Origin of the sequence: Gluconacetobacter tumulisoli (assembly GCF_014174155.1) — a bacterium.
GTDB classification, from domain to species: Bacteria; Pseudomonadota; Alphaproteobacteria; order Acetobacterales; family Acetobacteraceae; genus Gluconacetobacter; species Gluconacetobacter tumulisoli.
In genome coordinates, this window is record NZ_JABEQM010000011.1 from 84,754 (window position 1) to 108,423 (window position 23,670).

The 23,670-nt window shown below is 64.0% G+C and carries 22 protein-coding genes and 1 tRNA gene; 10 read left to right on the top strand and 13 right to left on the bottom strand.

Features of this window, described 5'->3' with window-relative positions; genetic code table 11:
- Positions 1-14 precede the first annotated feature (14 nt).
- From HLH28_RS13530 to gspG, 3 genes are read right to left on the bottom strand one after another with little or no spacing between them, the layout of a single operon-like run.
- Positions 15-1,724 carry a GspE/PulE family protein gene (locus tag HLH28_RS13530; RefSeq protein ID WP_182960066.1) on the bottom strand — a complete coding sequence of 570 codons (1,710 nt, stop codon included), beginning with the start codon at positions 1,722-1,724 and terminating at the stop codon, positions 15-17.
- A gap of 24 nt (positions 1,725-1,748) precedes the next feature.
- Positions 1,749-2,543: a prepilin peptidase gene (locus tag HLH28_RS13535; RefSeq protein ID WP_182960069.1), complete on the bottom strand. Its 795-nt coding sequence runs from the start codon at positions 2,541-2,543 to the stop codon at positions 1,749-1,751.
- A gap of 22 nt (positions 2,544-2,565) precedes the next feature.
- Positions 2,566-3,036 (bottom strand): type II secretion system major pseudopilin GspG, encoded by a 471-nt coding sequence (gspG, locus tag HLH28_RS13540; RefSeq protein WP_182960071.1) that lies wholly within the window; start codon positions 3,034-3,036, stop codon positions 2,566-2,568.
- Between the two features lie 117 nt (positions 3,037-3,153).
- Between gspG and HLH28_RS13545 the strand changes: the two genes are divergently transcribed.
- On the top strand, positions 3,154-3,543 hold the full coding sequence (locus tag HLH28_RS13545; RefSeq protein ID WP_338029741.1) for a lytic transglycosylase domain-containing protein: 390 nt from the start codon (positions 3,154-3,156) through the stop codon (positions 3,541-3,543).
- Between the two features lie 25 nt (positions 3,544-3,568).
- Here HLH28_RS13545 and HLH28_RS13550 read toward each other — a convergent pair whose 3' ends face one another.
- The 3 genes from HLH28_RS13550 to HLH28_RS13560 all read right to left on the bottom strand — a co-directional run bounded on the left by HLH28_RS13550 (position 3,569) and on the right by HLH28_RS13560 (position 8,502).
- The gene (locus tag HLH28_RS13550; protein ID WP_246396171.1) at positions 3,569-5,137 is read right to left on the bottom strand and encodes a glycoside hydrolase family 32 protein; all 1,569 of its coding nucleotides are present in this window, start codon (positions 5,135-5,137) and stop codon (positions 3,569-3,571) included.
- Between the two features lie 118 nt (positions 5,138-5,255).
- Positions 5,256-7,034, bottom strand: a complete 1,779-nt coding sequence (locus tag HLH28_RS13555) for a glycoside hydrolase family 68 protein (RefSeq protein WP_182960077.1) — start codon at positions 7,032-7,034, stop codon at positions 5,256-5,258.
- Between the two features lie 550 nt (positions 7,035-7,584).
- Positions 7,585-8,502, bottom strand: a complete 918-nt coding sequence (locus HLH28_RS13560) for a LysR family transcriptional regulator (protein WP_182960079.1) — start codon at positions 8,500-8,502, stop codon at positions 7,585-7,587.
- A 114-nt stretch (positions 8,503-8,616) separates the two neighbouring features.
- Between HLH28_RS13560 and HLH28_RS13565 the strand changes: the two genes are divergently transcribed.
- Together HLH28_RS13565 and HLH28_RS13570 are read left to right on the top strand one after the other, a co-directional pair.
- Entirely contained in the window at positions 8,617-9,441 is an 825-nt protein-coding gene (locus tag HLH28_RS13565) for a DODA-type extradiol aromatic ring-opening family dioxygenase (RefSeq protein WP_182960081.1), read from the top strand.
- 60 nt (positions 9,442-9,501) lie between these two features.
- Positions 9,502-10,110: a YceI family protein gene (locus tag HLH28_RS13570; protein ID WP_182960083.1), complete on the top strand. Its 609-nt coding sequence runs from the start codon at positions 9,502-9,504 to the stop codon at positions 10,108-10,110.
- Positions 10,111-10,266: 156 nt separating this feature from the next.
- Here HLH28_RS13570 and HLH28_RS18285 read toward each other — a convergent pair whose 3' ends face one another.
- Positions 10,267-10,395, bottom strand: coding sequence for a hypothetical protein (locus tag HLH28_RS18285; RefSeq protein WP_275943734.1), 129 nt, complete (start codon positions 10,393-10,395; stop codon positions 10,267-10,269).
- Between the two features lie 132 nt (positions 10,396-10,527).
- Between HLH28_RS18285 and HLH28_RS13575 the strand changes: the two genes are divergently transcribed.
- A complete protein-coding gene (locus HLH28_RS13575; RefSeq protein ID WP_182960085.1) occupies positions 10,528-10,791 on the top strand; it encodes a YceI family protein in 264 nt (87 codons plus the stop codon).
- Between the two features lie 450 nt (positions 10,792-11,241).
- Complete coding sequence (locus HLH28_RS13580; RefSeq protein WP_182960170.1) at positions 11,242-11,859, top strand: acetate uptake transporter; 618 nt, start codon at positions 11,242-11,244, stop codon at positions 11,857-11,859.
- Between the two features lie 204 nt (positions 11,860-12,063).
- On the opposite strand, the gene HLH28_RS13585 is transcribed toward HLH28_RS13580, so the two are convergent.
- Positions 12,064-12,282 carry a hypothetical protein gene (locus HLH28_RS13585; protein WP_182960087.1) on the bottom strand — a complete coding sequence of 73 codons (219 nt, stop codon included), beginning with the start codon at positions 12,280-12,282 and terminating at the stop codon, positions 12,064-12,066.
- 511 nt (positions 12,283-12,793) lie between these two features.
- Between HLH28_RS13585 and HLH28_RS13590 the strand changes: the two genes are divergently transcribed.
- On the top strand, positions 12,794-13,756 hold the full coding sequence (locus HLH28_RS13590; protein WP_246396175.1) for a hypothetical protein: 963 nt from the start codon (positions 12,794-12,796) through the stop codon (positions 13,754-13,756).
- 266 nt (positions 13,757-14,022) lie between these two features.
- On the opposite strand, the gene HLH28_RS13595 is transcribed toward HLH28_RS13590, so the two are convergent.
- A tRNA-Tyr gene (locus tag HLH28_RS13595) sits at positions 14,023-14,108 on the bottom strand.
- Between the two features lie 104 nt (positions 14,109-14,212).
- On the opposite strand from HLH28_RS13595, the gene HLH28_RS13600 reads away from it, so the two are divergent.
- Positions 14,213-15,067: a TrmH family RNA methyltransferase gene (locus HLH28_RS13600; RefSeq protein ID WP_182960091.1), complete on the top strand. Its 855-nt coding sequence runs from the start codon at positions 14,213-14,215 to the stop codon at positions 15,065-15,067.
- Positions 15,068-15,287: 220 nt separating this feature from the next.
- Here the strand turns inward: HLH28_RS13600 and HLH28_RS13605 are convergent, their stop codons facing one another.
- Positions 15,288-15,476, bottom strand: a complete 189-nt coding sequence (locus HLH28_RS13605; RefSeq protein ID WP_182960094.1) for a hypothetical protein — start codon at positions 15,474-15,476, stop codon at positions 15,288-15,290.
- Positions 15,477-15,538: 62 nt separating this feature from the next.
- Here HLH28_RS13605 and HLH28_RS13610 point away from each other — a divergent pair, with 62 nt between their 5' ends.
- From HLH28_RS13610 to HLH28_RS13620, 3 genes are read left to right on the top strand one after another with little or no spacing between them, the layout of a single operon-like run.
- Positions 15,539-15,979: an Ig-like domain-containing protein gene (locus tag HLH28_RS13610; RefSeq protein WP_182960096.1), complete on the top strand. Its 441-nt coding sequence runs from the start codon at positions 15,539-15,541 to the stop codon at positions 15,977-15,979.
- Between the two features lie 56 nt (positions 15,980-16,035).
- On the top strand, positions 16,036-16,470 hold the full coding sequence (locus HLH28_RS13615; RefSeq protein ID WP_182960098.1) for a VOC family protein: 435 nt from the start codon (positions 16,036-16,038) through the stop codon (positions 16,468-16,470).
- The gene (locus HLH28_RS13620; RefSeq protein WP_220790092.1) at positions 16,470-16,940 is read left to right on the top strand and encodes an OsmC family protein; all 471 of its coding nucleotides are present in this window, start codon (positions 16,470-16,472) and stop codon (positions 16,938-16,940) included. The genes HLH28_RS13615 and HLH28_RS13620 overlap by 1 nt, the downstream gene beginning before the upstream one ends.
- Before the next feature lie 86 nt (positions 16,941-17,026).
- Here the strand turns inward: HLH28_RS13620 and HLH28_RS13625 are convergent, their stop codons facing one another.
- The 3 genes from HLH28_RS13625 to HLH28_RS13635 all read right to left on the bottom strand — a co-directional run bounded on the left by HLH28_RS13625 (position 17,027) and on the right by HLH28_RS13635 (position 23,589).
- Positions 17,027-19,129 (bottom strand): phosphocholine-specific phospholipase C, encoded by a 2,103-nt coding sequence (locus HLH28_RS13625; protein WP_182960101.1) that lies wholly within the window; start codon positions 19,127-19,129, stop codon positions 17,027-17,029.
- Between the two features lie 213 nt (positions 19,130-19,342).
- A complete protein-coding gene (locus tag HLH28_RS13630; protein WP_408869852.1) occupies positions 19,343-21,733 on the bottom strand; it encodes a TonB-dependent receptor in 2,391 nt (796 codons plus the stop codon).
- A 332-nt stretch (positions 21,734-22,065) separates the two neighbouring features.
- Positions 22,066-23,589 carry an amidase gene (locus HLH28_RS13635; protein ID WP_182960103.1) on the bottom strand — a complete coding sequence of 508 codons (1,524 nt, stop codon included), beginning with the start codon at positions 23,587-23,589 and terminating at the stop codon, positions 22,066-22,068.
- Between the last annotated feature and the right edge of the window lie 81 nt (positions 23,590-23,670).

Sequence of the window (23,670 nt, forward strand, 5' to 3'; positions counted from 1 at the left end):
GAACGAACATCACGTCAGCCCCGGACACTGCGGGTCACCTCCTCGATGGTCGTCTCCCCGCGCAGCGCCGCCATCAGGCCGGAGGTGAACATCGGGATCATCCCGGCCGCCACGGCCGCGCGTTCGATCGCCATATGATCGCTACGTGAAAAAATGAGATGTTCGATGGCCTCGTCCGGTTCCAGCAATTCCGCGATCGCCTGCCGCCCGCTGTACCCGGTGTTGCGGCAGTGGGCGCACCCCACCGGCCGGAACAGCGTGACCGGCGCATCGGGCGACAGCGCCCGGAGGCCGAGGCGTTCCACCAGTTCCCCGGGTGGGCTGTAGGACGCCTTGCACCGATCGCACAGGCGCCGGACCAGGCGCTGCGCGACCACGCCGCGCAGGACGGCCGTCAGCAGATAGTCCTCTACCCCCATGTCGCGCAGCCGGATGATGGCGGCGGCGGCGGAATTGGTATGCAGCGTCGACAGCACGAGATGCCCGGTCAGCGCGGCCTGCACCGCGATCTGGGCCGTCTCGATATCGCGGATTTCACCGACCATGATGACGTCGGGATCCTGGCGCAGGATCGAGCGCAGCAGGGTTGCGAAGGTCAGGCCGATCTGGGGGCGGACCTGCACCTGGTTGATGCCGCCGAGCTGGTACTCGATGGGATCCTCGATCGTCACCACCTTGCGGGTCACGGCATTGAGATCCGACAGGCCGGTATAAAGCGTGGTGGTCTTGCCCGAGCCGGTCGGGCCGGTCACCAGGACGATCCCGTTCGGCAGCGCCAGCAGATCCCGCAGCCGCCGGACGATTTCGGGCGGCAGGCCCAGGGTTGCGTAATCGAACGTCACGCTGGACCGGTCGAGCACGCGCAGGACGACCGTTTCGCCATGCAGAGAGGGGATCGTGGAAATCCGGAAATCGATTTCGTGCCCGCGCACGGCCAGTTTGATCCGCCCGTCCTGCGGCAGCCGCCGTTCGGCGATATCGAGGCGCGCCATGATCTTGATTCGCGACACGATCGCCGGGATCAGGTGCGCCGGGGGGCTGTCCATTTCATGCAGCACCCCGTCATACCGGTACCGGACGCGAAGCCGGTCCTCGAAGGGCTCGATATGGATGTCCGACGCCTGCGTCTCCACGGCGCGGCCGATGATCTGGTTGACCAGGCGGATCACCGGGGCCTCGGACGCCAGGTCCTTCAGGCGTTCGGCATCGTCCTCCAGCGACGCGGCGTCGTCTTCGCTCAGGAAGGCGCCGTCGTCCTCACGCGGGTAGAGACGGTCGAACGCAGCCTCCAGTTCGATCGGCAGGGCCACGAGGCAGGACACATGCAGTCCGGTGGCCGCTGCGATCGACGCCGGGGCGAAGGGATCCAGCGGATCACGCAAGGCCAGCGTGACGCCGTTCCCGGCCAGGGCCATGGGCAGGGCATGGACATCGCGCAGGAAACGCGCGCCGAGCCTGTCCGCCAGGACGGGCTCCTGGGGATAGAGATCCGGCGTCGCAAGCGGGATGCACAGCAATTCCGCATAGCTCAGCGCCATGTCCCGCTCCGAAACCAGGCCCAGTTGCAGCAGGACCTGGTCCAGCCGCCCCCCGCCCTGATCCGCCGCGCGACGCGCGCGCTCGATGGACCGGGCGTCGCATCTGCCCGTGTCGACCAGCAGGCGCGCCAGGTCCGCAATGGGACCACCGGCGACGAGGGCCTGGATGTCCGATTCACCTTCCATGAGATGCAGCGCCATCCCTTTCGATCACAGGGCCAGCCCGTCCGGGCGGAGAAGCCAGGCCTGCCATAACCATATTCCCCACATCGCCAGAGCCAGTCCCGGCCCGAAAGGAACCGCCAGGCCCCGGTCCAGGCGGCCGCGCCCGGCAATCGCGGCCCCGCACAGCGTCAGCAGCGCCGCCACCAGGACGATGTGCGGCAAGGCCTGGGGGCCAAGCCACGCACCCCCTGCGGCCAGAAGCTTCGCATCTCCCCCGCCCAGCCCATCATGGCCCCGGACCCGGCGATACAGAAGGGCAATCACCCGGAAGGATCCATACCCCATCATGGCCGCGCCGCCGTGCCACAGGATGGCAGCAACGCCCGCGGGGGCGGACATCGCCAGGCCTGCCACGACCAGCGGCAGCGTCAGTATGTCCGGCAGGCGAAAGTAGGCCAGGTCGATCATGCCCAGCGTCAGCAGCCACCATCCGAACAGGCAGCCGCCCCACAGCAGGAACGGCGACGGAAACGCGCCGTTCCCCGGGACGCCCGCGCTGCCGACGACGGACAGGACGACCGCGGCCACCAGGACCGCCAGTACTTCCATCAGAAGATGCGACAGGTGAATGACGCCGCCACAGCTCCGGCATCGTCCCTTCCGGACCAGATAGCTGACGACCGGCACCATGTCCCGCGGGCCGAGCACGGTCCTGCACTGCATGCAGGCCGACCGAGCGAACACCACCGGTTCCCCCCGGGGCAGGCGCGACGCCAGCACGCCCAGGAACGATCCGATGAAGGGCGCCAGCACCAGCGGCAGCCAGGGCGAATCGAGCATCGCCACGTCCGTCACGCGATCATCAGGGATTGCAGATCTGCGTCGCGGCATTGGCGGCATTGCCGCCATTGGCCCCCGCCGAGCACAGGTCGTACTCATGCCCCGCACGTTCCGACGGGTTGCGATACAGATAGGGGTGATGCCACGGATCCAGCGGCTCGCCGCCCTCCTTCACATACGGACCGTTCCAGTTCTCCGCGTCCGCGGGACGTTCGACGAGCGCCTTCAGCCCCTCCTCCGTGCTGGGATAATTTCCCGCATCGAGCCGGTAGAGGTCCAGAACCTGGCCCAGCCGCTGTATCGACTGACGCGCCACCGAGTTCCTGGCGCCCCCCAGTTGCCGCAGCGCGGCCGGGGCGACGAGGCCGATCAGCAGGCCGAGAATCGCGATCACGACCAGAAGTTCGAGCAATGTGAAGCCGGCCTCGCCGGGCCGCCGCCCCTGGCGGCCCGAAAAAGCGCCAGATACCAAAAGCTGTCTGGATTTCGGCATGTTCAACCCGATTCCCCGTGATAATGTCCAAAAAAATCGCGCCACACAACCGCGTCATGAAGACGCCGATCACGGAAAGGCCAGAGCCCCGCCATGGGAATCGCATATCTTGGCTGCATGGCTCTCGCCGCATCGATCTATCACCTGCCGCCCCGCATCCTGCCGTCGATCCAGGCGGTGGAGAGCGGGCGAAACGGCCTTGTGCACCATAACACGAACGGCACGGACGATCTGGGCGTCATGCAGGTGAATACGCGCTGGATCTTCCCGATTGCAAGATTCACCAATGTTCCCCCGCTGGTCGTCTATCGCAACCTCCTGGAAAATCCCTGCTATAATATCAGTGCCGCAGGGGCCGTCCTGCGCACCTACCTGAACGAAACGCATGGCGATCCGATGCGGGCGATCGGATATTATCATTCCCATACCGCCGCGCTGAACGAAGCCTACCAGATGCTGGTCCTGTCCTCGGCACGTCGGCTGTTCAGCCCGCCCCCGCGGGGATGACGGCGCGCGCTTTCCAAAAGGGCCGTCACTTCGCCGGGACCGCAACGCGCACCGCCTCGAACGTCGCGCTTCCTCCTTCTGAAAACAGCGAGACCCGATCGCATCCGGCCGGCGGAAAGATGAGGTCGGTCATGCGCAGGACGCCATCATTGGCGAAAACCTCCACAGAATCGCGATCGATGACCAGATGGAGGGACAGTGTGCCGTCCGGTGTGGCCAGATGGGCGATATGCGCCAGGCTGAACCGCGGCGAAAAGCCGACATTTCCGGAATGCCCCCGATCCAGGGTCAGGGTCTGATCGACGAAATCATACCCGATGGACGTCCCGATCCTGCCATCCGTCGAACCGCGCACCACGATGCCGGCACGCCTGGCGCTACCCTTGCGGATCGTCAGGTGAATGTCGAGCACGTCGCCGCCGAAGGGTTCCACCAGGTGCCCATCGGTCCTCAGAATGTGATCCGCATAGGAGCGCACACCGCTTTTCCGGAGCAGGTCGTCATACGAACGGGGCGGCGCCTGAACCAGGACGGGCCGTCCCTCCTCTGTCTTCAGGGCGATGTTCACCGGCAGGGTCATCTGCCCCCGCCAGGGCGATGTCGGAACATCGCCTGCATAATCCCAATTGCTCATCCATCCGATCAGTAGAGGAGCACCGTCGCCGGTATTGGCGAAACGCGCCATCGCGTACTGGTCCGCGCCGTGATCCAGCCAGAGATAGCGTGACGGATCCGACCCCGGCGGCGGCAGGTCGTCCGGCGTGAAGGTCACGCCGTCGAACCGTCCCACGAAATATTCCACGCCGGAGCCGCCGGCGATGCTCCAGGGGTTCACGCTGACGATCATCACCCATTTCATGTCATGGGGATTCCCGTCCAGCGGCAGGGGAAACAGCAACGGCATTTCCCACAGCATGCCCGGCTTCCGATAGCCGGATGGCTGAAAATCGCTGAGGAACGACCAGTGCAGCAGGTCCGTGGAGCGATAGAGCTTCACGACCTGGGCGTCGCCGACCACCGTCGCCATCACCCAGCACTGGCCGTCCTGGTACCAGAAGACCGAAGGATCGCGGAACTGCCGCGATTCCGGCTGCAATGTCAGGACGGGATTGCGATCGTAGGCACGCCATGTGCGCCCGCCATCGACGCTGTAGGAAATCGACTGCGCCTGCGTGCCGTCGGGATGCGCCGGAGAGTTGAAGAAGACCGAGGTATGGAAGGCGAGCAGGGGCGGAACGCCGGCCGCGCCCAGGCCCGATCGGTTTTCCCGGTCGAGGACGACGGTGCCTGAAAAGATGTCCTCGCCCGGGCGGGCCGGTATCGCGACCGCCTGTTCCGTCCAATGGACCAGGTCGGTGCTGGTGGCATGTCCCCAGGACGTATGTCCCCATACCATGCCGTCGGGATTGTACTGGAAGAACAAATGATAGATCCCGTCAAGCAGGAACGGGCCGTTCGGATCGTTCGCCCAGTGCCGGGCGGGCGAGAAATGCAGTGCGGGCCGCCATTGTGGCGTCGCCGCGTCCTGCGCATAAGACGCAAGCGGAGCGTACATCAGAACGGCCGCCGCAAGCAGGCCGGCCCGAAGACACATGGCGGCACGTCGTCCGACCGCTCGTCCCACCATCCTTACCTTGTTCCACATCACAGGAAATCGGCAATCGAAAGCGGCGGACCAGCCTGCCGGCGGGCAGGCTGGTCGAACCCCATCGTTACTGACGGATGAACTGGTTGATCTGCGCCGTCGTCTGCGGGCTGGCGGTGTCCGCACTCGCGGACTGCGCCAGCAGGCCGGACTGCCCGGTCTGACCGGTCTGACCGGTCAGGTCCTGAAGGAATGCAAGGAAATCCACAACCCGACGATTGGCGGAGATGTCACCGTAGCCGCCGAGACCGCCATTGCCATATGTCAGGTCAACGGCCGACGCCGCCGCGGAAATATGCAGCTTGACGGTGGGGGAGAGCGTTCCGCCCCGACGTCCCTCGACCGTGTCGATAAACGACTCAACCAGGCCACCCGGCATGATGTAATGCGAATAGGACTGGAACGCCCGCGGGTTCTGCTGCGGATCGGGGTCGTAGTCCGTGCCGGCCGCCGTGTTCAGGTCGGTCGGATTTCCCATCACCAGGCCGCTGCCATAGTTCATGGGCTGGAAATCGCTGCGGATCCCCTTGCCGACGAACCCATACACCCCGTCCGGGCCGTCCACGCCGGCCGCGAATGTCGTGCGGTGGCTGATCGTGAAGATGTAATATTTCCCGTTATGGACATACATCTGCGGCCGTTCGGTCTGGTCATTGACGCAGTTTCCGGAAATCAGCGGCGGCAGGAACTTCCACTTCGACAGGGAGCTGTTCTCGGCGATCGCCAGACCGATATTGGCCTTCTGGTAGTAGGCGCCGGAATCGAGCACCTGCTGCAGCGTTTCGGCATGCGGATCATTGGGTTGATAACCCAAGTCCGCTTCGGTGCAGTTCGCGACGCCGCGCGGACCACCGGTATTGCCTTCGAACACCATGTAGTTCACGCCGGGGTGCTGCGGATCCTCGAAGGTGAACGGATCGCGGAAGCTGTAGAACTCGTTCTGCTGCCCCGTCTGGTAATACACGCCGTCCGGCTGCAGAAGCGGGGTGTGCCGCGTGAACCCGGTGAACCAGACATGATTGAAATCGGCATGGATCAGGCCGATCGTCTGGGTGATGACGGCTACCGGCGGCGTGATGTTGTTCGCGTTGGCATCGCGATTGAACGCCAGGTCCGTATAGAATACCGACACCCTGTTGCCGTTGGTATGGAGCAGGCGCGTCGAACCCGACCATTCCGCCTGTTGCGTGTAGGTGGTGCCGGCGAAAACCTTCGCGCTGGCCCCGTCGGCGAAGAGGTGACCGCCGTAGGTCCAGCCGCCATTGACCGGCCGCTGGCTGGCCGGGATACCCGCGCGGCGATAGAAATAGCCGATACGGGCATGAACATGACGATCGTCGAAGGTATAGCCGGCATTGGGGTCGGCCGTCAGGCAGAAGATGACCTCCCAGCCGTTATAGCTGAACTGGGTGGCGTGCTTGTCGATCAGCGTCCACGTATCCCATACCCAGACGTCCGGATTGATCTGCGGAAAATCGGCCGGAATACTCGGCATCGTCAGCTGCGCCGGAATGGAATTCTGCCCGGCTGCGACGGTGGTATCCGAATGGGCCTTGATCTGAAGCGCATCGGCGCGCGTCCAGCGCGACGTGAAATCCGAAGCCGGATCATAGGCCTGCTGCGTATGGGTGCTGGGCAACGGAAAACCCGGCACGCCCGATAGCGAACGCCCGGGAAAGAGGGTGGCGCCTTGGGGCATCATGCCCGGACGGGGGGCGACGCGCGCGGCCTCCCGCGTTTGCACTGATACGGACTGGGCAAGCGCGCCCTGCGCGCCCGCACACAGGACCATGGACCCCGCCAATGCCATTTTCAGCATTGACCCTTTCCGGCGTACATTCGCCATTGAAACCTCCTGAGCAAAAGCTTGCAGGGCCGCGGCCAGGCCGCAACCGGTCATCATCGATAATCCGATGATTTACAAAGGATTCTCTTCCCTCATGCCCCTCGAGGCGTGGCGTAGAGGATCACGATAATTTTATCTATGTCAAATTTATTTTAATTAAAATTTATCGGCGAAATTAAGGCACTCAAATACAGAACGAAAATTGTATTGGAAAACATCTCGTATATGGAATGTATGTATTATATGTTAAAATAACAATATATCTTTATAAATAAAAATTGGAAAATAGAGGGGTTTCGGTGACAACCGAGTTGACGCCTCTTCGGGCTCCGTATCCGTCTGCGTGTCCGGCAACGCCGCCGCGTTCATTGAGCGGGTACGCAGCAGATGATCGGTAACCGACTACGGAACGGCCGATCGCTGCAATGGTTTCCCGCCGGCTTCATCAAGCGCGCGAATCCGTCACCTGAAAAACGACGTCCCACGTCAGGCGGCCGGCAAAGCCCCGGAACCGATCTTTGAATGTTTTATCATAATATTTCTAAACTCGTCACGGAATCCTGTCCCAGGGCGGTATCGGCCCGTAGCATTCGACCAGATGGTCGATCATCGCCCTGACCTTGAGCGGAACGGTCGCCGCCGGCGCGTAGACCGCATGCAGTTCCGGCCCCTCCATCATCGGTGCGTCCAGGCTCAATGCCAGCAGCTTTCCCGACCGCAATTCGTCGGCCACGATGAAGGTCGGCTGGTAGATGATCCCCTGCCCCGCAACCGCCGCCTCACGCAGCACGTCGCCATTATTGGCAGACAGGGGCCCGCGGATCGGAATTGTCCTGTCGCCCTTCGTCCCGAAGCTCCATCGGGTGGCGCCTACGGTCTCGCTCAGCGTGTAGCCGAGGCAGGCATGATGCTCCAGCTCCGCGATCGTCCGGGGTGTGCCGTGACGGGCGAGATAGGACGGGGCGGCGCACACGACGAAGCGGATCGGCGCCAGCCGGCGGATTCGCAGGCTGCTGGGCGTCATCTTGCGGATGCGCAGGGTCAGGTCCCAGCCTTCCTCGATCAGATCGACCGTCCGGTCGTTCAGGCCCAGTTCCACGGAAACCAGCGGGTAGCGCCGACTGAATTCGGGCAGCAGCGGTGCGACATGGCGAATGGCGAAGGATACCGGCGCATTCAGGCGCAGCCGCCCGCGCGGCTCGTGCCGCTCGGCCGCGACGCCATGCTCCATTTCCTCCAGTTCCGACAGCAGTCTCTGGCAGCCATCGAGAAAGAGACGGCCGGCGTCGGTCAGGGACAGCCGCCGGGTGCTGCGATGGAGCAGCGGGACGCCCAGCCGCGCCTCCAGCGCCGCGACATGTTTGGTGACCATCGTCTGCGACAGCGACAAGGTACGGGCCGCCCCGGCAAAACTGCCCTGTGCCACCACCCGGACGAACACCTGCATGCTGGTAATGCGATCGAGCATATCTCACACTCACGGTGCCATCTGACTTTCCAGATCGATGGATTATCGCAGCGTGGGTGAGGCAGCAATATCGCCCCGGGACAACGGCACCAACCGCAGGGAGGCAGACGCGCCATGGCGATACGATCCATCATCCCCGACAACATGGCCCGGCAACCGGTACTGTTCCTGCCGCATGGCGGCGGCCCGTGCTTCTTCATGGACTGGCCGGACACGTGGGATCGCATGGCGGCCTATCTGCGCGGAATCGCGGCGACGCTGCCCCGCCGACCCGATGCGATCCTCGTGATGTCGGGCCATTGGGAAACCGTCGTGCCGACCGTGACCTCCGGCGCGCAACCGGCGCTGATCTACGACTATCACGGGTTTCCGCCGCATACCTATCAACTGCGCTATCCGGCGCCCGGATCACCGGCGCTGGCGGCGCAGGTGCGGTCCCTGCTCGACAGGGCGGGGATCGCCAACGCCGGCGATCCGACACGGGGATTCGACCATGGCGTGTTCATCCCGTTCATGCTGGCCTTCGACAAGGCCGACGTCCCAATCGTGGAATTGTCATTGAAAAGCGACATGAACGTCGCGGACGAACTGCGCATCGGGGCGGCGCTGCACCCCCTGCGGGATCAGAACGTGCTGATCGTGGCAACCGGGATGACGTACCATAACCTGAGCCACTTCATGGGCCGAAACCCTGAATCCGATGCCATCTCGCGGATGTTCGACGGGTGGCTGGCCGATGCGGTCGAAGCACCCGAAGCCGAACGGGACGAGGCCCTGCTGCATTGGGAGCGCGCGCCGGGCGCCCGGATCTGCCATCCGCGCGAGGAACATCTTCTGCCGCTGATGTTCGCCGCCGGTGCGGCCGGCGCCGATCGCGGACGACGCGACTACAGCGACATCGTCATGGGCAAGGCGTTGTCGGGCTTCCGCTTCGGCTGACACCATCCTTCCGGCCCGCCCGGGCGGACCGTCTTCATTACCATAGGAAAGACCATTCACATGAAAAAGACCCTTCTGGGCGGCACCGTCGCCGCCGTCGGCTTGGTCGCGATGCTGCCCGGGGCCCAGGCCGTCACCGCATCACGCAGCGTGCAGGCCGGCAGCTACAGGGTCGAGACCACCCATACACAGATCATTTTCTCTCTGCTGCATTTCGGTTTCACCAGCTATTCGGGCATGTTTTCCGGCATCACGGGCACGTTGCAGCTTGATCCGGCACACCCCGCGGCCGCAAAGCTGGATGTCACCGTACCGGTAAACAGCATCGCCACCACCAGCGACAAGCTGACGGGCGAGCTGAAGGGCGCGGACTGGTTCGATGCCGCGACATACCCGACCGCGACCTTTACCTCGACGAAGGTGACGCCGGCCGGCGCCGGCGATGCCGCGATCGCGGGTACCCTCACGCTGCATGGCGTCACGAAGCCGATCGTGCTGCACGCGCATTTCGTCGGCGCGGGCGTCAACCCGCTGGACAAGGCCTATACGGTCGGCTTCCAGGGCACCGTCACCATCAGGCGCAGCGATTTCGGGGTGAAGACCTATGTCCCGATGGTCGGCGACGAGGTCACCCTGACCATCGCCGGCGCGTTCGAAAAGCAGGACTAAGCCGATGCCGGACGCGGTCGCCCGACCGGCGCGTCCGGCCGCCATGCCGCCGTCGCCATGGTCCTGCACTGGATCATGGCGCTGGGCACCCTGCCCTCGCCGTCGGGCCGGTCATGACGCATGCCCCTTTTGGCCCGCAAGCGTTTTCCAGCGGTATCAACTGCATAAATCGATCGGCATCACCGTCCTGCCGGCCGGCATCGTGCGCCTGCCGTGGCGGATCACCTGCCCGCCGTCGGCCTTGGCGTTCGCCACGCTGACGATGCAGACCGGCACGCCGTTCACGGGCCATTTCTCGCAATTCGTCGGCCAGATCGCGCTGGATCCGGATCACCTGGAAACGGGGCACATCGTCACGATGGACAGCGCCTCGACCGGCAACACCCGGAGCGACATCGTCCGGCCCGGAAAGGACCGGTGCGATATTGCGCAATTTCCCGACGCGGTGTCCAGACCACGTCCATCCATGCCACCGGCCGCGACATGTTCGCGGTCGACGGGACGCTGACGCTGCGCGGGATCGGCAAGCCCGTGACGCGGCCCTTTACCCTGGCCATCGACGGCAACGCCGCCCACATGGCGGGCCGTGTCCAGCCGATCCGGACCGATTTCGGCGCCGGGCAGGTCGCTGGCCGACCGGTCAATGGGTCGCACCGGAAGTCGGGGTCGACATCGACCTGATGGCCCATCACGAAAAATCGTAACGACGAGGCGGACTGTGGGCACACCATTTTTCCAGACACGAAAATAATATTTCCTATCCGTCGCGCGGAAGCGCGAAGAGATCACGACGACCAGACCCGCCGCAATCAGCGGCACATCCGGCACACCCTGCACCGTTTCACCCGCAGAGTCCCATTCCATGAATCCTTGCATGTGCGACACCGATCACGAGCACGACAGGGCCGGAAACCGCCAGACGATTTTTCGTTTAGGACCCATCGCCGATACCGCACCAGTGCCGGGAATGCGGTCGCGACCGTAACCGCCGATCGGTCCGCCGCCATCAATCCATTACATCGTCCCGGAACATGGAAGGCAGGCCGCCATTAAAAAACTGTCCATAAGCCCGATTTTACTATCGGCGTTCTTACGCACCATGGAAATAATATGACACAAATGAGACATGGTATGGTGGAAATGACACGAGGAACTTCCTCCCAATTTGCAAACCCCGGGCCGCTGGGCCTGATGGGTTTCGGCCTCACCACGGTCCTGCTGAACCTGCATAATGCCGGATGGATTCCGATGGGATCGGCCATTCTGGCCATGGGACTGGTGTTTGGCGGACTGGCGCAGATCCTGGCCGGCCTGCTGGAGTATCCCAAGGGCAATACGTTCGGCCTGACGGCCTTTACCTCTTACGGCGCATTCTGGCTGTCGCTGGTCGTTCTGGTCTGCCTGCCGCAGGTGGGGCTCATGCCGGCCTCGACCCCGCCGCTGATGGCGGCGTACCTGTTCATGTGGGGGATCTTCACGTTGATCCTCTTTATAGGCACGTTGTCGGCTTCCCGCGCATTGCAGGTCGTGTTCGGCTCGCTGGTCATCCTGTTCATGCTGCTGGCGGCGGCCGAGCGGTCCGGCAATCCGGCCCTGACGGTGATTGCGGGATATGAAGGCATATTCTGCGGTTTTTCGGCCATCTATGTTGCGATGGCCGAAATCCTGGAATTCCAGTTCGGCCATGCCATCCTGCCGCTGGGGACCATGCCACGTCCCCGCGCCAGCCATGCGATCGGCGCGCTGTAAGCATCGCCGGGATAACCCTGCGGGGCAATAATCGAAAATTTCTTCGCTACATGCTGCTTTCAGCGCCCGCGCATCAGTGCGGGCGTTTTTTTGACGTGCGTGCCGGGACAACCATGGTCGTTCCCAGCTTTCACGGACCGGTTCCGCTATCCCCGCACGTATCGCAGCAGAACGGTACGGACAACCGCCTGCGCCGGCAACCAATCACGCCCGGTCATAGGCATTTTTCGGACCTGCCGCGTCGTCCGGAACCGGATCGCCCGCCAGCACCCCCAGCCCAAAGCCCAGAAGCGAGCCAACCAGAAGCAGGACAACGGCAGAAAGACATTTTTTCACGGCACTCTCTTTTCCGAACACTGGAGCAGCGGCGACGAGCCCTCCATGTAGACTTTTTTTCTGACACATTAAGTAATAAAGTGTCACGGCGAAGGAACGCCGATGCCACCGCGCAGCGGCCCCGTTCCGGACCATCGCGCCAGGACCCGATGCAAGGCCTCGCTCTTTATTACGATATAATTACAAAATGAAAATGTCAGAACTCTTTTGAAAATGTGGTCCCTTGCGGGAAAGCGGAACGCAGGGAAGCCTCGGGTGTGTGTGTTGCCGAGCACCGAAGCGAGGCGTGGCCTATGGGCCGCTCGCCACCGAGCGCAGAAAACACCCGTCGGATCGCCGGCAGCGCGCATTTTCAAAAGGGCTCCCTACGTTGAATTATTCCTTCGTCCCCGCGTTTCCTTCATCCAGGGAGCCTAAAATAAGCTTGGTGTTCCCCTGTGGGGGCTCTATTGCGTAGCTTCGTCGAAAACAGCCCCACGCGATCATGAACAGATATTTTCACCACCTTTTTCTGTTGCCGTTGTTATTTGTTCTGGGAGGGTGCAATCCAATCGGGCCCACACGGCTTGACCAGGATCAGAGCGACTATTCGCGGGCATTGACCAGTTCGGGCAAGCAGCAGACGCTGTTGAACGTCGTCCGCCTGCGCTATGCGGACACGCCGGGGTTCCTCGACACCACACAATTGATCTCGGGCTATCAGCTTCAGCGCAACCTGTCGGTCGGGATCGGAACCTACTCCCTGGCCAGCCGGCCCTATGGCGGCGCGGGCGTCCAGCTTCAGGAAAGCCCCACCTTCACCTTTCAGCCGGTTACCGGCGATGCGTACGCCCAGAGCTTCTTGCGTCCCCTGCCGCCGGGCAATCTGCTGCCCCTGGCCATGGGCGGCCTGCCGATTGACGTTCTGTTCCGGCTTGCCGTGCAATCCATCAACCTGATCAACAATGCGGGTGCGCTCGGCAGCGATGTCGGGCGGGGCTCTCCGGTCTTTTTCGACCTGATCCATGACCTGCGGCTTCTGCAAGTGGCCGGCCTGCTGGGTATCCAGCTGGAGCGCGGCCCGGACGCGACAGGCAAGGATCCGACGGCCGATCGCGTCTTCCTGTCGATCGCCTCGACGGACGATCCATCCCTGGCGCAGGTGGTCCATGAAGTGCGCCATATTCTGGGCATGGCCCAGAACGACGAACGCGTGGAGGTCGTCTATGGCGGCGGGCGGCCGCGCCGGGGCCAGATCAGGCTGCTGACCCGCACGATACTGGGCGTTCTGGGGCAGATCGCCTACCAGATCGACGTGCCGCAGGAAGACATCACCTCTGGCCGCACACGCCCCAGGATCAAGCTGATCGGCCGGGAAACGAAACCCATCGTCGTCATCCATGTCACCAGGGAGCGACCGCTGTCCGTCTTTTCCTGGACCACCTACAATCACAAATATTACTGGATCGCCGACAACGATTTCGACAGCAAGCTGGCCTTTACGATGCTGCAGATTCTTCTGGAACTGTCGAAGACCAGCAAGGGCCCCAGCACGATCGTGACGATCCCCGTCAGCGGATAGAGGACACGTCGTTCCTTCACCACCGGGCCCCGTATGCCGCTTCGACGACCCGCGTGCCTTGCTGTCGCGGGAAGGAACGTCAATACAATCCGGGAGGTTGGATCGAACACCGTATATTGCCCGACCGCGAGGAGTACATCCCGCAGGCTTGATCGAGACGGCGACGCTGAATTGCACAAAACGAGAACAAATATACTGGAGAATGGCGCAAAAGGGGTAAAAAACCAAACCTTTTGAGACGCTATGATGCTGATTTATATGGATTTTGGTGGAGGGAGTTGGATTCGAACCAACGTAGGCGTACGCCAGCGGATTTACAGTCCGCCCCCTTTAGCCACTCGGGCATCCCTCCGTGTGACAGGGTGGTTAGGACCATCCGGACGACGTGTCAATGCCCTTGTCCGCCTCTGCGCACGATGGCGTGACGGACGGCGCGGTTCGGCCTATATCGAGGCCATGCGCAATCGCCCGCCGCGTCGTCCGGACGCCCAAGCCGCCCAGCGCCCGTCCGGACGGACGGATGCGCAAGCCCCTTCCGACACTGCCCGCCCCTCGCGGCAGCGGGGAGGAGCGGCGCCCCGTGGCACGCCGCCGCGCGGGACCTACTGGCTGTATGGGCTGCACCCGGCGCTGGCGGCGCTGGCCAATCCCGAGCGGCGCATCCGGCAGATCCTGACGACCGAGGAGGGCGAGGCCGCCCTGCGCCAGCGTCTGGGGGCACCGCTGCCGATGCAGCCGCATCGTACCGACCGCAGCCGGCTGGAATCCCTGTGCGGGCGCGATGCCGTGCATCAGGGCATCGCCATCCTGACCGACGCGCTGCCGTCCCTGTCGGTCGATGATGTCGTCGACCGGCCGGGGCCGGTGCTGCTGCTGGATCAGGTGACCGATCCGCGCAATGTCGGTGCCATCCTGCGATCGGCCGCCGCCTTCCGTGCCGCCGCCGTGGTGGTGATGGAACGCAACGCACCGGACGAAACCGGGGCGCTGGCCAAGGCCGCATCCGGCGCGCTGGAAATCGTGCCCTTGCTGCGGGTGGTGAATCTGGCGCGGACACTGGATGCGCTGAAGGACCGGGGGTTCTGGGTTGTCGGGCTGGATGCCGGCGGCGGTGTGCTGGACGGCACGACGTTCGGCAAGCGTCGCGTGGCGCTGGTCCTGGGAGCCGAGGGCGACGGGCTGCGCCGCCTGACGCGCGAACATTGCGATGAAATCTCGGGATTGGCCATGCCGGGCGACATGGAAAGCCTGAACGTTTCCAATGCCGCCGCCGTCGCCCTGTACGAACTGGCCCGCGCGGGCGTAGCCTGACCCCGGGTGGCGGCATCGACGCGGATGACGCCACGCACCAGTTCCGACATGATGATGCGGTCGATATCGTCCCGTTCGACCGCATCCGGCCGCGCGATTTCCAGTCCCCCGACGACCGCAGGCGGCGGGGAATGCGGCAGGACGCGGTCCATCGCCTGATGGATCGTGGCGCCGGGGCAGATCAGGACACCCGCCGCAAGCTTGCGCGCCGACGACAGCATCAGCGCACCACACCGGCCAGGCCCCCGTAGTCGGGACAGGCGACATAATCGGCCAGGGAATGGGTATGCATGGACAGTTCGGGATGCCCGTGCGGGTCCATCCGCGCGGCGCCCTTGATACAGACGGTCCGGTAGCAGAGCGCCGCCCCTTCGGTGGAGCAGCCGACACGGCCGATAGGTCCACTCATGTCACCCCCGACGAATCCGCAACAATGTGACAGACTGGCGGCGACCGCAGCGGAGATCCGGTATGAAGCCCATCCTGGCCGCCCTTGCCACCGCCGCCCTTCTGCCGGGCGGCTGCGCGCCCTACCCGCGCACCGTGATCGCCAGCAGCCATGCGCCTGCAAACGACGCCCATTATGTGCGGCCTTTCATCGTCGCCGCGAACCGGGCCACGGTGATCAACAACTGGTTCGTCCTGAATCCCGATTGCTCGGTCGCCGATTATGTCACCGTGCGCCTGCTGACCCCGCCCGATCATGGGACGGTCACGATCCGGCGGGGCGCCTTCTATCCGAACTATCCGGTCGGAGAGGACCGTCATGCCTGCAACATGCAACCCCAGGGTGGCATCACGGCGACCTATCTGCCCGCGACGGATTATGTGGGGGCGGATCATTTCACGCTTTTGATCATCGCGGCCCGGGGCAGGTCCTGGACGACCGATTTCCAGGTATCGGTCCGGTAGGCCGTCCAGGCCCTGAAACGCGGAACGCGACAACCGGCAGGAAGGAAACGTCATTGATGTTCAGCCATGTTACCGTCGGCGTCCGCGACGTCGGCCGCGCGGCGACGTTCTACGACGCCGTCCTGGCCCCGCTGGGCATCGTCCGGTCCTGGACGGCCGAGGACGGACGCTTCGTCGGGTGGCGCAAGCCGGACGGGCAGGAGGAAGACGGCACGTTCTTCATCGGCAGCCCCTTCGACGGCCAGCCGCCCGCGCCCGGCAATGGCTGGATGTGCGCCTTCGCCGCGCCCAGCCATGCCGCCGTACAGGCTGCCCATGACGCCGCCATGTCCCATGGGGGCACGGACGAGGGCGCCCCCGGCCCGCGCCCGCAGTACGGCCCGCATTATTTCGGCGCCTACATGCGCGATCCCGACGGGAACAAGCTGCATGTCGTCTGCCGCGTCCCCGGACCGCCGTCTTCCCTGCCCCCGGTCCCGGAACCGGCCTGATGGACAGGACCCACCGCTACGCCGTCACCCTGACCTGGACGGGCAATCGAGGCGACGGTACATCGTCCTATCGGTCATACGACCGATCCCACCGCATCGACGCCCCGGGCAAGCCGCCGATCGACGGATCGTCCGATCCGGCCTTTCGCGGCGATCCGGCCCGCTGGAACCCCGAGGAACTGCTGCTGGCCGCGCTGGCGGCGTGTCATCAGCTTTGGTACCTCGGCCTGTGCGCGCAGGCCGGGATCGTCGTCACGGCCTATGAGGATTCAGCCGAAGGCACGATGGTCGAGCAGGCGGACGGCGCCGGGCAATTCACCACCGTCACCCTGCGCCCGCGCGTCACGCTGGCCGCCGGTTCGGACATCGCGGCGGCCGAGGCGCTGCATCGCACGGCGCACGACGCCTGCTTCATCGCGCGCTCGGTGAATTTTCCGGTCCACCATGTCCCGGTTACGACGATCGCCTGAATCGGGCGAACATGGATCCGGAGCGGAGGCGCGGGAAAACGACGGCGGCGTCAGCCACTTATGCTCAAGGATCCCCCCAGGGCGGGCTATACCCCCCGCAACGGCGGCTCCAGCATCGGCGCCCCCATGGCCGGATCCGTCGTGCCGGCGCGTCCATTTTCGACGTGGCCGGCAAAACGCACCGTATTGCGGCCGCCATCGGCCAGGAGCGTGAAATCGTACCAGTTCCCGCTGGCCGACAGCACGATCCGACGTTCCACGGCCTGGTCCGCCGGCACGTCGATCGCCATCTCCGCCCGCCCATAGGCGTTGTCCCGCACCACGACATGCGCGGCGCCTGCGGCGGGTTTCAACGTCAGAACCAGCGCATCATGCGCGCCATCATGCCGGACCGAGGCGACCACGCCTGGCACGCCGACATCGGGCGCGCCCGTCCGATGATAGCGACGGATGAAACCGTTCGGTCCCATGACGGTCAGCATCAAGGGCGCATCGCCGGCCGGCAGCCAGACGTCCGCCAGGCTCTTTCCGGCCTCGACGGTGTAACGGCGCGGCGTCTCGTCCGACAGTTCGCGATAGACATACAGGCATGCCGCCGCCCGGCCTGTATTGACGAAGCGCAGCGTCAGCGCGCCGTCGGCGTCCGTCGTCTCCTCGACCGCCAGATCGTAGGGTAACGGACGCGCCGGGCGCGTGCCCTCTTCCTGCCGACCGATATCGGCGGACTGGCTGGTCGCGGGAACGGCCGGGTCGCGCAGGCGGCACGACGCATCCACCGCCGCGCGATAGCCCGACGTGTCGGGCAGGCCCACGCGCCCATGCACCGGCAACGAGAAATCGAATGCCGAGGTCAGGTCGCCGCAGATCGCACGCCGCCAGGGCGTGATGTTCGGTTCATGCACGCCGAAACGCCGTTCGATGAACCGGATCACCGATGTATGATCGAATACCTCCGAACAGACATATCCGCCCGTGCTCCAGGGTGAAATCGCCACCATCGGCACGCGCGGCCCCAGCCCGTACGGCAAATTGTCCACCGTGTAGCGCTTGATGTTCAAGTCCGGCAGGCGGTCGTGAATTTCCCCCGCCGTACTAACGGTGCTCTTGCCGGGAAGGGCCGGCGTGGGCGGCTGCGGCGGCGGCACATGATCGAAATAGCCATCGTTTTCGTCATACATGACCAGGAATACGGTCTGCGCCCATACATCGGGATTCGACGTCAGGGCATCCAGCACGCGCGAGATATAGACCGCGCCGTAGCCGGGGCTCCAGCGCGGATGTTCCGAAAACGCCGCCGGCGGCAGCAGCCACGATACGCTGGGCAGCCTGTCCTGCATCACGTCGGCTTTCAGGTCGTCCAGCGTCCGCTTGACCATCGCGCGACGATGGAGGGACGACCCTTCCGGGGCGGTCACGAAATTCCTGAAATTCATCAGGACATTGGTGCCGAAATTGCCGTTGAGCAGGTCTGTCACCTCCAATCCCTCCTGATAGATCTGCCAGGAGACGCCGGCCTTTTCCAGCCGCTCGGGAAAGGTGGTCCAGGTGAACGGAGGCGGCACCGTCTTGTAGAACTGGCGATCCGCCCAGTCGATATTGTCCAGGATCGGCCCCCCGCCCGCACCGGTGGGATCGACCATTCCCGTCATCAGGTAGAACCGGTTGGGATGGGTCTGGCACGGGGTGGAACAGAAATAATGGTCGCATACCGTGAACGCGTCGGCGAGGGCGTAGTGGAAGGGCAGATCCTCACGCGTGTAATATCCCATCGTCATGTCGGTCTTATGCTTCGGCCATTGGTCGTTTCGACCGGCATTGATCGCGGCATGCGTGGGTTCCCAGCTGTGATTCAAATCCATCACGCATTCCGCGCCGCTGCTTTTCGTGTTCAGGCGGAAGGGCATGATCTCTCCCCCGCCGTCGTGCGCCCGGGGCTGACGCCAGAGCGGCACGCCATCGGCACGCAGCACGGGGAAGCGGTCATTCACACCGCGCACGCCGGACATGTGGCCGAAATAATGATCGAAGGATCGATTTTCCTGCATGAAGACGACGACGTGCTTCACATCTTCGATCGTGCCGGCACGGCGGCGGGCAGGCAGAGCCATCGCGCGATGGATCGCCTCGGGGAGCAGGCCCGCGGACAGGGCACCCATCTGCAGAAAATCGCGCCGGTTAGAATGGAACATCCGAACTCCTCTTCCTGTCCCTGGACGCTGCGCGCATGCAGGATGGCGGGTGTGAAACGCCCGATACGCAAGCCATTTTGAAATGAAACAACGGCCTTGCCTATACTGCGTCATCTTGTCTCAAGACGCCTGCTGGTGCGCCACAGGGGGCGCTGGCCAAGGAAAAGGCCCATCCCCTTCCGGAAATGGGCCCTTCCCACGCCTGGTCGCGGATCAGAAATCCGAACTGATGGACCCGATGGCCGAGAACGGGGAGGCGATCGAATAGGTCGGTGCGCTGCCGCTGATCGCGCCGCCGTAAACGCCTTTCATTGCGTTGGCCGTCGCCTGAACGCCACTGACCGCCCCCAGATAACGGGTATTGGCGATGTTCTGGAGATTGATCTGCACATGCGGGCTCTTGAATGGTCCCCAGTTGGGGAACCGGTAGCCCGCCGAGACATTCATGCGCACGAACCCCGGAATGGACTGGTCATCCATGAAGGTCGAATATTGCCGTGCGGTATATTTCAGGTTGAACGTACCGAACACGCTGCCGTCGTCATAATCGAGGCCGAAACCCAGCGTGTATTTGGGGGCCTGCGGAGCGATCTTGCCGGCGCTGCGGACGTAATCGGTGATGGAGCTGCCGTTGAGCTTGGCGGAGACGGCGATGTTGCTGTCGGTAACGGCATGCAGATATTCGGCCGACACATAGGGGCGGAAATTATAAATCGGACGCGTTCCGATCTCGAAATCCACGCCGTCGCTGTGCGCGTTGCCGCCATTGATGCTGCTGGTCCAGTAATTGGCCGGATTGGTCGGGTCCACGACCGTCTGCGTATAGAGGCGGTTTGTGAAATTATAGTGGAAATAGGTAATCGAGGACGAGAACAGCTTGCCCTGGTAGCGCCAGCCCGCTTCCTCGGAAATCGAGATTTCCGGCTTCTGCGCGGTCGTGCCGTGGGTAGTATATCCCGATCCGCTGTAATAGGTGCCGGCGTCATACAGCGACGTGTTGGCCGGCATCCGGAAATTTGTCGCACCGGAAACGAAGAGCTGATTTTCGTCGTTGATCTTGAACCGGACCGCCGCCGTGGGCAGAGGCTCCCCCAGGGTCTGGCTGATATATTTTCCCGTCGAGGTGTCGGGCAGGTTGTTCTGCCCGCGCCGGGTCACGATCGCGTATTTGAATCCCGCATCGAGCGTCAACCGATCGTGCAGGAGCGAAAGGCTGTCGCCGATGAAGGGCGCGTGAATCGTCGTCTGGGTCATCGCATCGCGATATTGCTGCGTCTCGCCATTGGCGAGGACAAGCTGCGAACCGCCCCCCCACACATCGGCCGGCGTGCCGTCCGCGTTGACCCCCGAATATGGCCCGGTCTGGAACTGCTTCGAATATTCGAACCAATAGCCGATCAGCAGCCGGTTCGGCCCGGTGGTCAGCGTGACCTTCGTGACTGCGCCAGGGCGATAGGTCTGGGTGTTCGACGGGTTGTAGAGCAACGTCGATCCCTTGGAGACCCCGTTGATCGAGCTTCCCATCGTCTGGGATCCCCATTGTTGCTTCTCGAGATTCTCGTAATAGGCGCCGCCGCCATTTCCGTTGCCGTACCAGAAGTACGGGGTTTCCGTCAGGACGATGCGGTCGGTCAGGGTGAAGGTCGAGGGCGCGCTAGCATAGATGTTGGTGAACGGATTCTGGTGCAGCTTGTAATAGGTCGAGTTGGCCGAGGTATCGCCGGTGTACACCGAGCTGTAGACCGTATTGCCCGTAACCGGCGCGCCCATCACGCCATCGCCGAATTTCTGGTAATTGGTCAGGTTGGTGCTGGGAAACGCGGCGTTATTGAGCTGATTGCCGACGATCGCCAACGAAATGCGATTGCCCTGCCCCCAGTCATTGACGAATTTCATCTCGCCATGGATCTTCTTGTCCATGCCCGGGCCGCGCCACATGTTGGCGTGCGTGTCGGAGAAGGAGAAATAGGCACGCGCGTTCGTATGGGCGATCAGGCCGGTATCATACCGCACGAAGCCGCGCACCGAATTGAACGAGCCGTAGCTGAAATTGACCCGGCCGCCCATCTTCATCAGCGGGTCGATCATGTACATGTTGACGATGCCGCCGGACGCGTTGATGACCGGGCTGTCGAGATCCGCGGAGCCCTGCGCCAGCTGGATCTTCTGCAGGTTCTCCGAATCCAGGATTTCCTGCGGGTAGATCGCGCCGGAACCGATGTCGCTGAGCGGGAAGCCTTCGAGCGTGAAGCCCATCTGGGACTGCGTCATGCCGCGCACCGTCATGGTGCCGCCGGTCAGGCCCATCGGATCGGTGTCCGACGTGTTCACACCCGGCATAAGCGTCATCAGCTGGAACGGATTGAGACCGGGCGTCTGCTTTTCGATGAAATCACGGGTGACGGTCGATTTCGATTTCGGCGCATCCTCGTTCACCATCAGGCCGCCGCCGAGCGCGCGGCGGGTGACGCCATCGCCTGCGCTGTGGCCCGTCACTTCGACATGTTCGGCCGCGACATCGGTGGGCGCGGTGGAGCCGAGCATCGTGGGGGGCACGGCCGAAGGGTGCTGCGACTGATTTGCCGTCTGGGCGCGCGCGGGCATCGCGGCGATCGTCACGATCGCGGTGCTTGCAAGCAGCAACGGAAGACAGGTCAGGGAACGCGTCAAGTTTCATATCCTCTGGATTATATTTGCGTCACGTCTAACACCCATTCATTCATGTTGGCAGGCCAAACCTGACCGTATGATCAGGTTTCTTAAAACCTTCACAAAGTCCGTAAAGATAATATTTGTCAGGTAGTTGGAGTCCGGCTCACGGCGTGCGTGGGACTGATCCGCACGCAACGGCACCGACAGGCCGTGACCAGAAGCGGCGCCACGAGGCGTGGCGCCAGGGGCCATTCATGCTGCGGATCGATATGATTCCGAACAGGTCACCGCGCTGCAGGCGCGACCGGGCCCGCCTGTTCATAGGCATATCCCATCGCCAGCAGCGCCGGTTCCGACCAGGCCGCGCCGATAAAGGACAGCCCGACCGGCAGCCCCCGCACCCGGCCCATCGGCACGCTGAGATGCGGATAGCCGGCCACGGCCGCCAATGTCCCCGCGCCAGTTCCGTCGCCCGGCCGGTCGCCCAGGACGGGATCGGTCATCCAGGCCGGACCGATCGTGGGAGCCACCAGGGCGTCCAGCCGATCGTGCGCCAGCATGGCGTCGATGCCCGCCGCCCCGGCGAGGCGTCGCGCGTCGGTCCGCGCCGTCAGGTAGGCGGGATCCGACAAAGTTGGGGCCTGAACCGCCTTTTCGAACATATCCTGTCCAAACCATGTCATTTCGCGATCGGCGTGTTCGGTATCGAACGCGATCAACGCCGTCAGGTCGCGGGTCTTCACCGCCGCCGGGGTCTGGGCCAGATAGGCATTCACCCCGGCGCGGAATTCGGACAGCAGGACCGTCAATTCGGCTTCGCCCATGGTCTTGGCGTCGAATGTCCCGATCTCGACCAGGGTCGCGCCCAATGCGCGCAGCCGCGCAAGGGCGGTGTCGAATACCGCGCGCAGGTCGGGATTTTTGCCCTGGGCGAAGCGCATCACGCCGATCCGCCGCCCGCGCAGGGCATCGGGTGCCAGGCCCGCCAGATAATCGGCGCGATGGCGATCGGCGTCCGCCGTCGCGGGATCGACGGGGTCGGATCCCGCCATGACACCCAGCAGCAGCGCGGCGTCCCGTACGGTGCGCGTCATCGGGCCGGGCGTGTCCTGGCTGGTCGAGATCGGCACGACGAATGTACGCGACACCAGACCCACCGTCGGCTTCAGCCCGACGATGCCGTTGACCGCCGCCGGACAGGTGATCGAGCCATTGGTTTCGGTCCCGATGGCCGCCATAGCCAGGCCCGCTGCCACGGCGACGGCACTGCCGGCGCTGGAGCCGCAGGCCGTCCGCGCGCGATCGTACGGATTGCGCGTCAGGCCGCCCACGGCGCTCCATCCGCTGCTGGCGTGGGCCGAGCGGAAATTGGCCCATTCCGACAGGTTGCCCTTGCCCAGCACGATCGCCCCGGCCGCGCGCAGCCGCGCGATCACCGGCGCGTCGCGATGCGTCAGGTTCCCCACCAGCGCCAGCGACCCGGCGGTCGTCGGCAACGGGTCCCGCGTTTCGATATTGTCCTTCACCACAATCGGCAGGCCATACAGCGGGCCGCGCACCCGCCGCATCCGCGCCAGGGCGGCGGCCTGCGCTACCGCGTCGGGATTCAGCGCCAGGATAGCGTGCAGCCCGTCCGGCCCCGCGTCAGTCCGCGCGATGCGCGCGCGATAGCGCCGCACCAGGCTGTCGGGCGCCAACCGCCCGGCGTGCATCGCCGCCACCAGGTCGGTGGCGTTGTCCGGCCAGGCCTGCGGCGACGCGGCCTGCGACAGGCCCGGCACGCACGCCCCCAGCAGTGCCGCCAACATCAGGCCCCGCCATCCCTTCCGGAGCGGCTGGCCGATGCCTTCTTTTTCTGAAGAAAAAGAAGCAAAAAGACTTTCATTCGT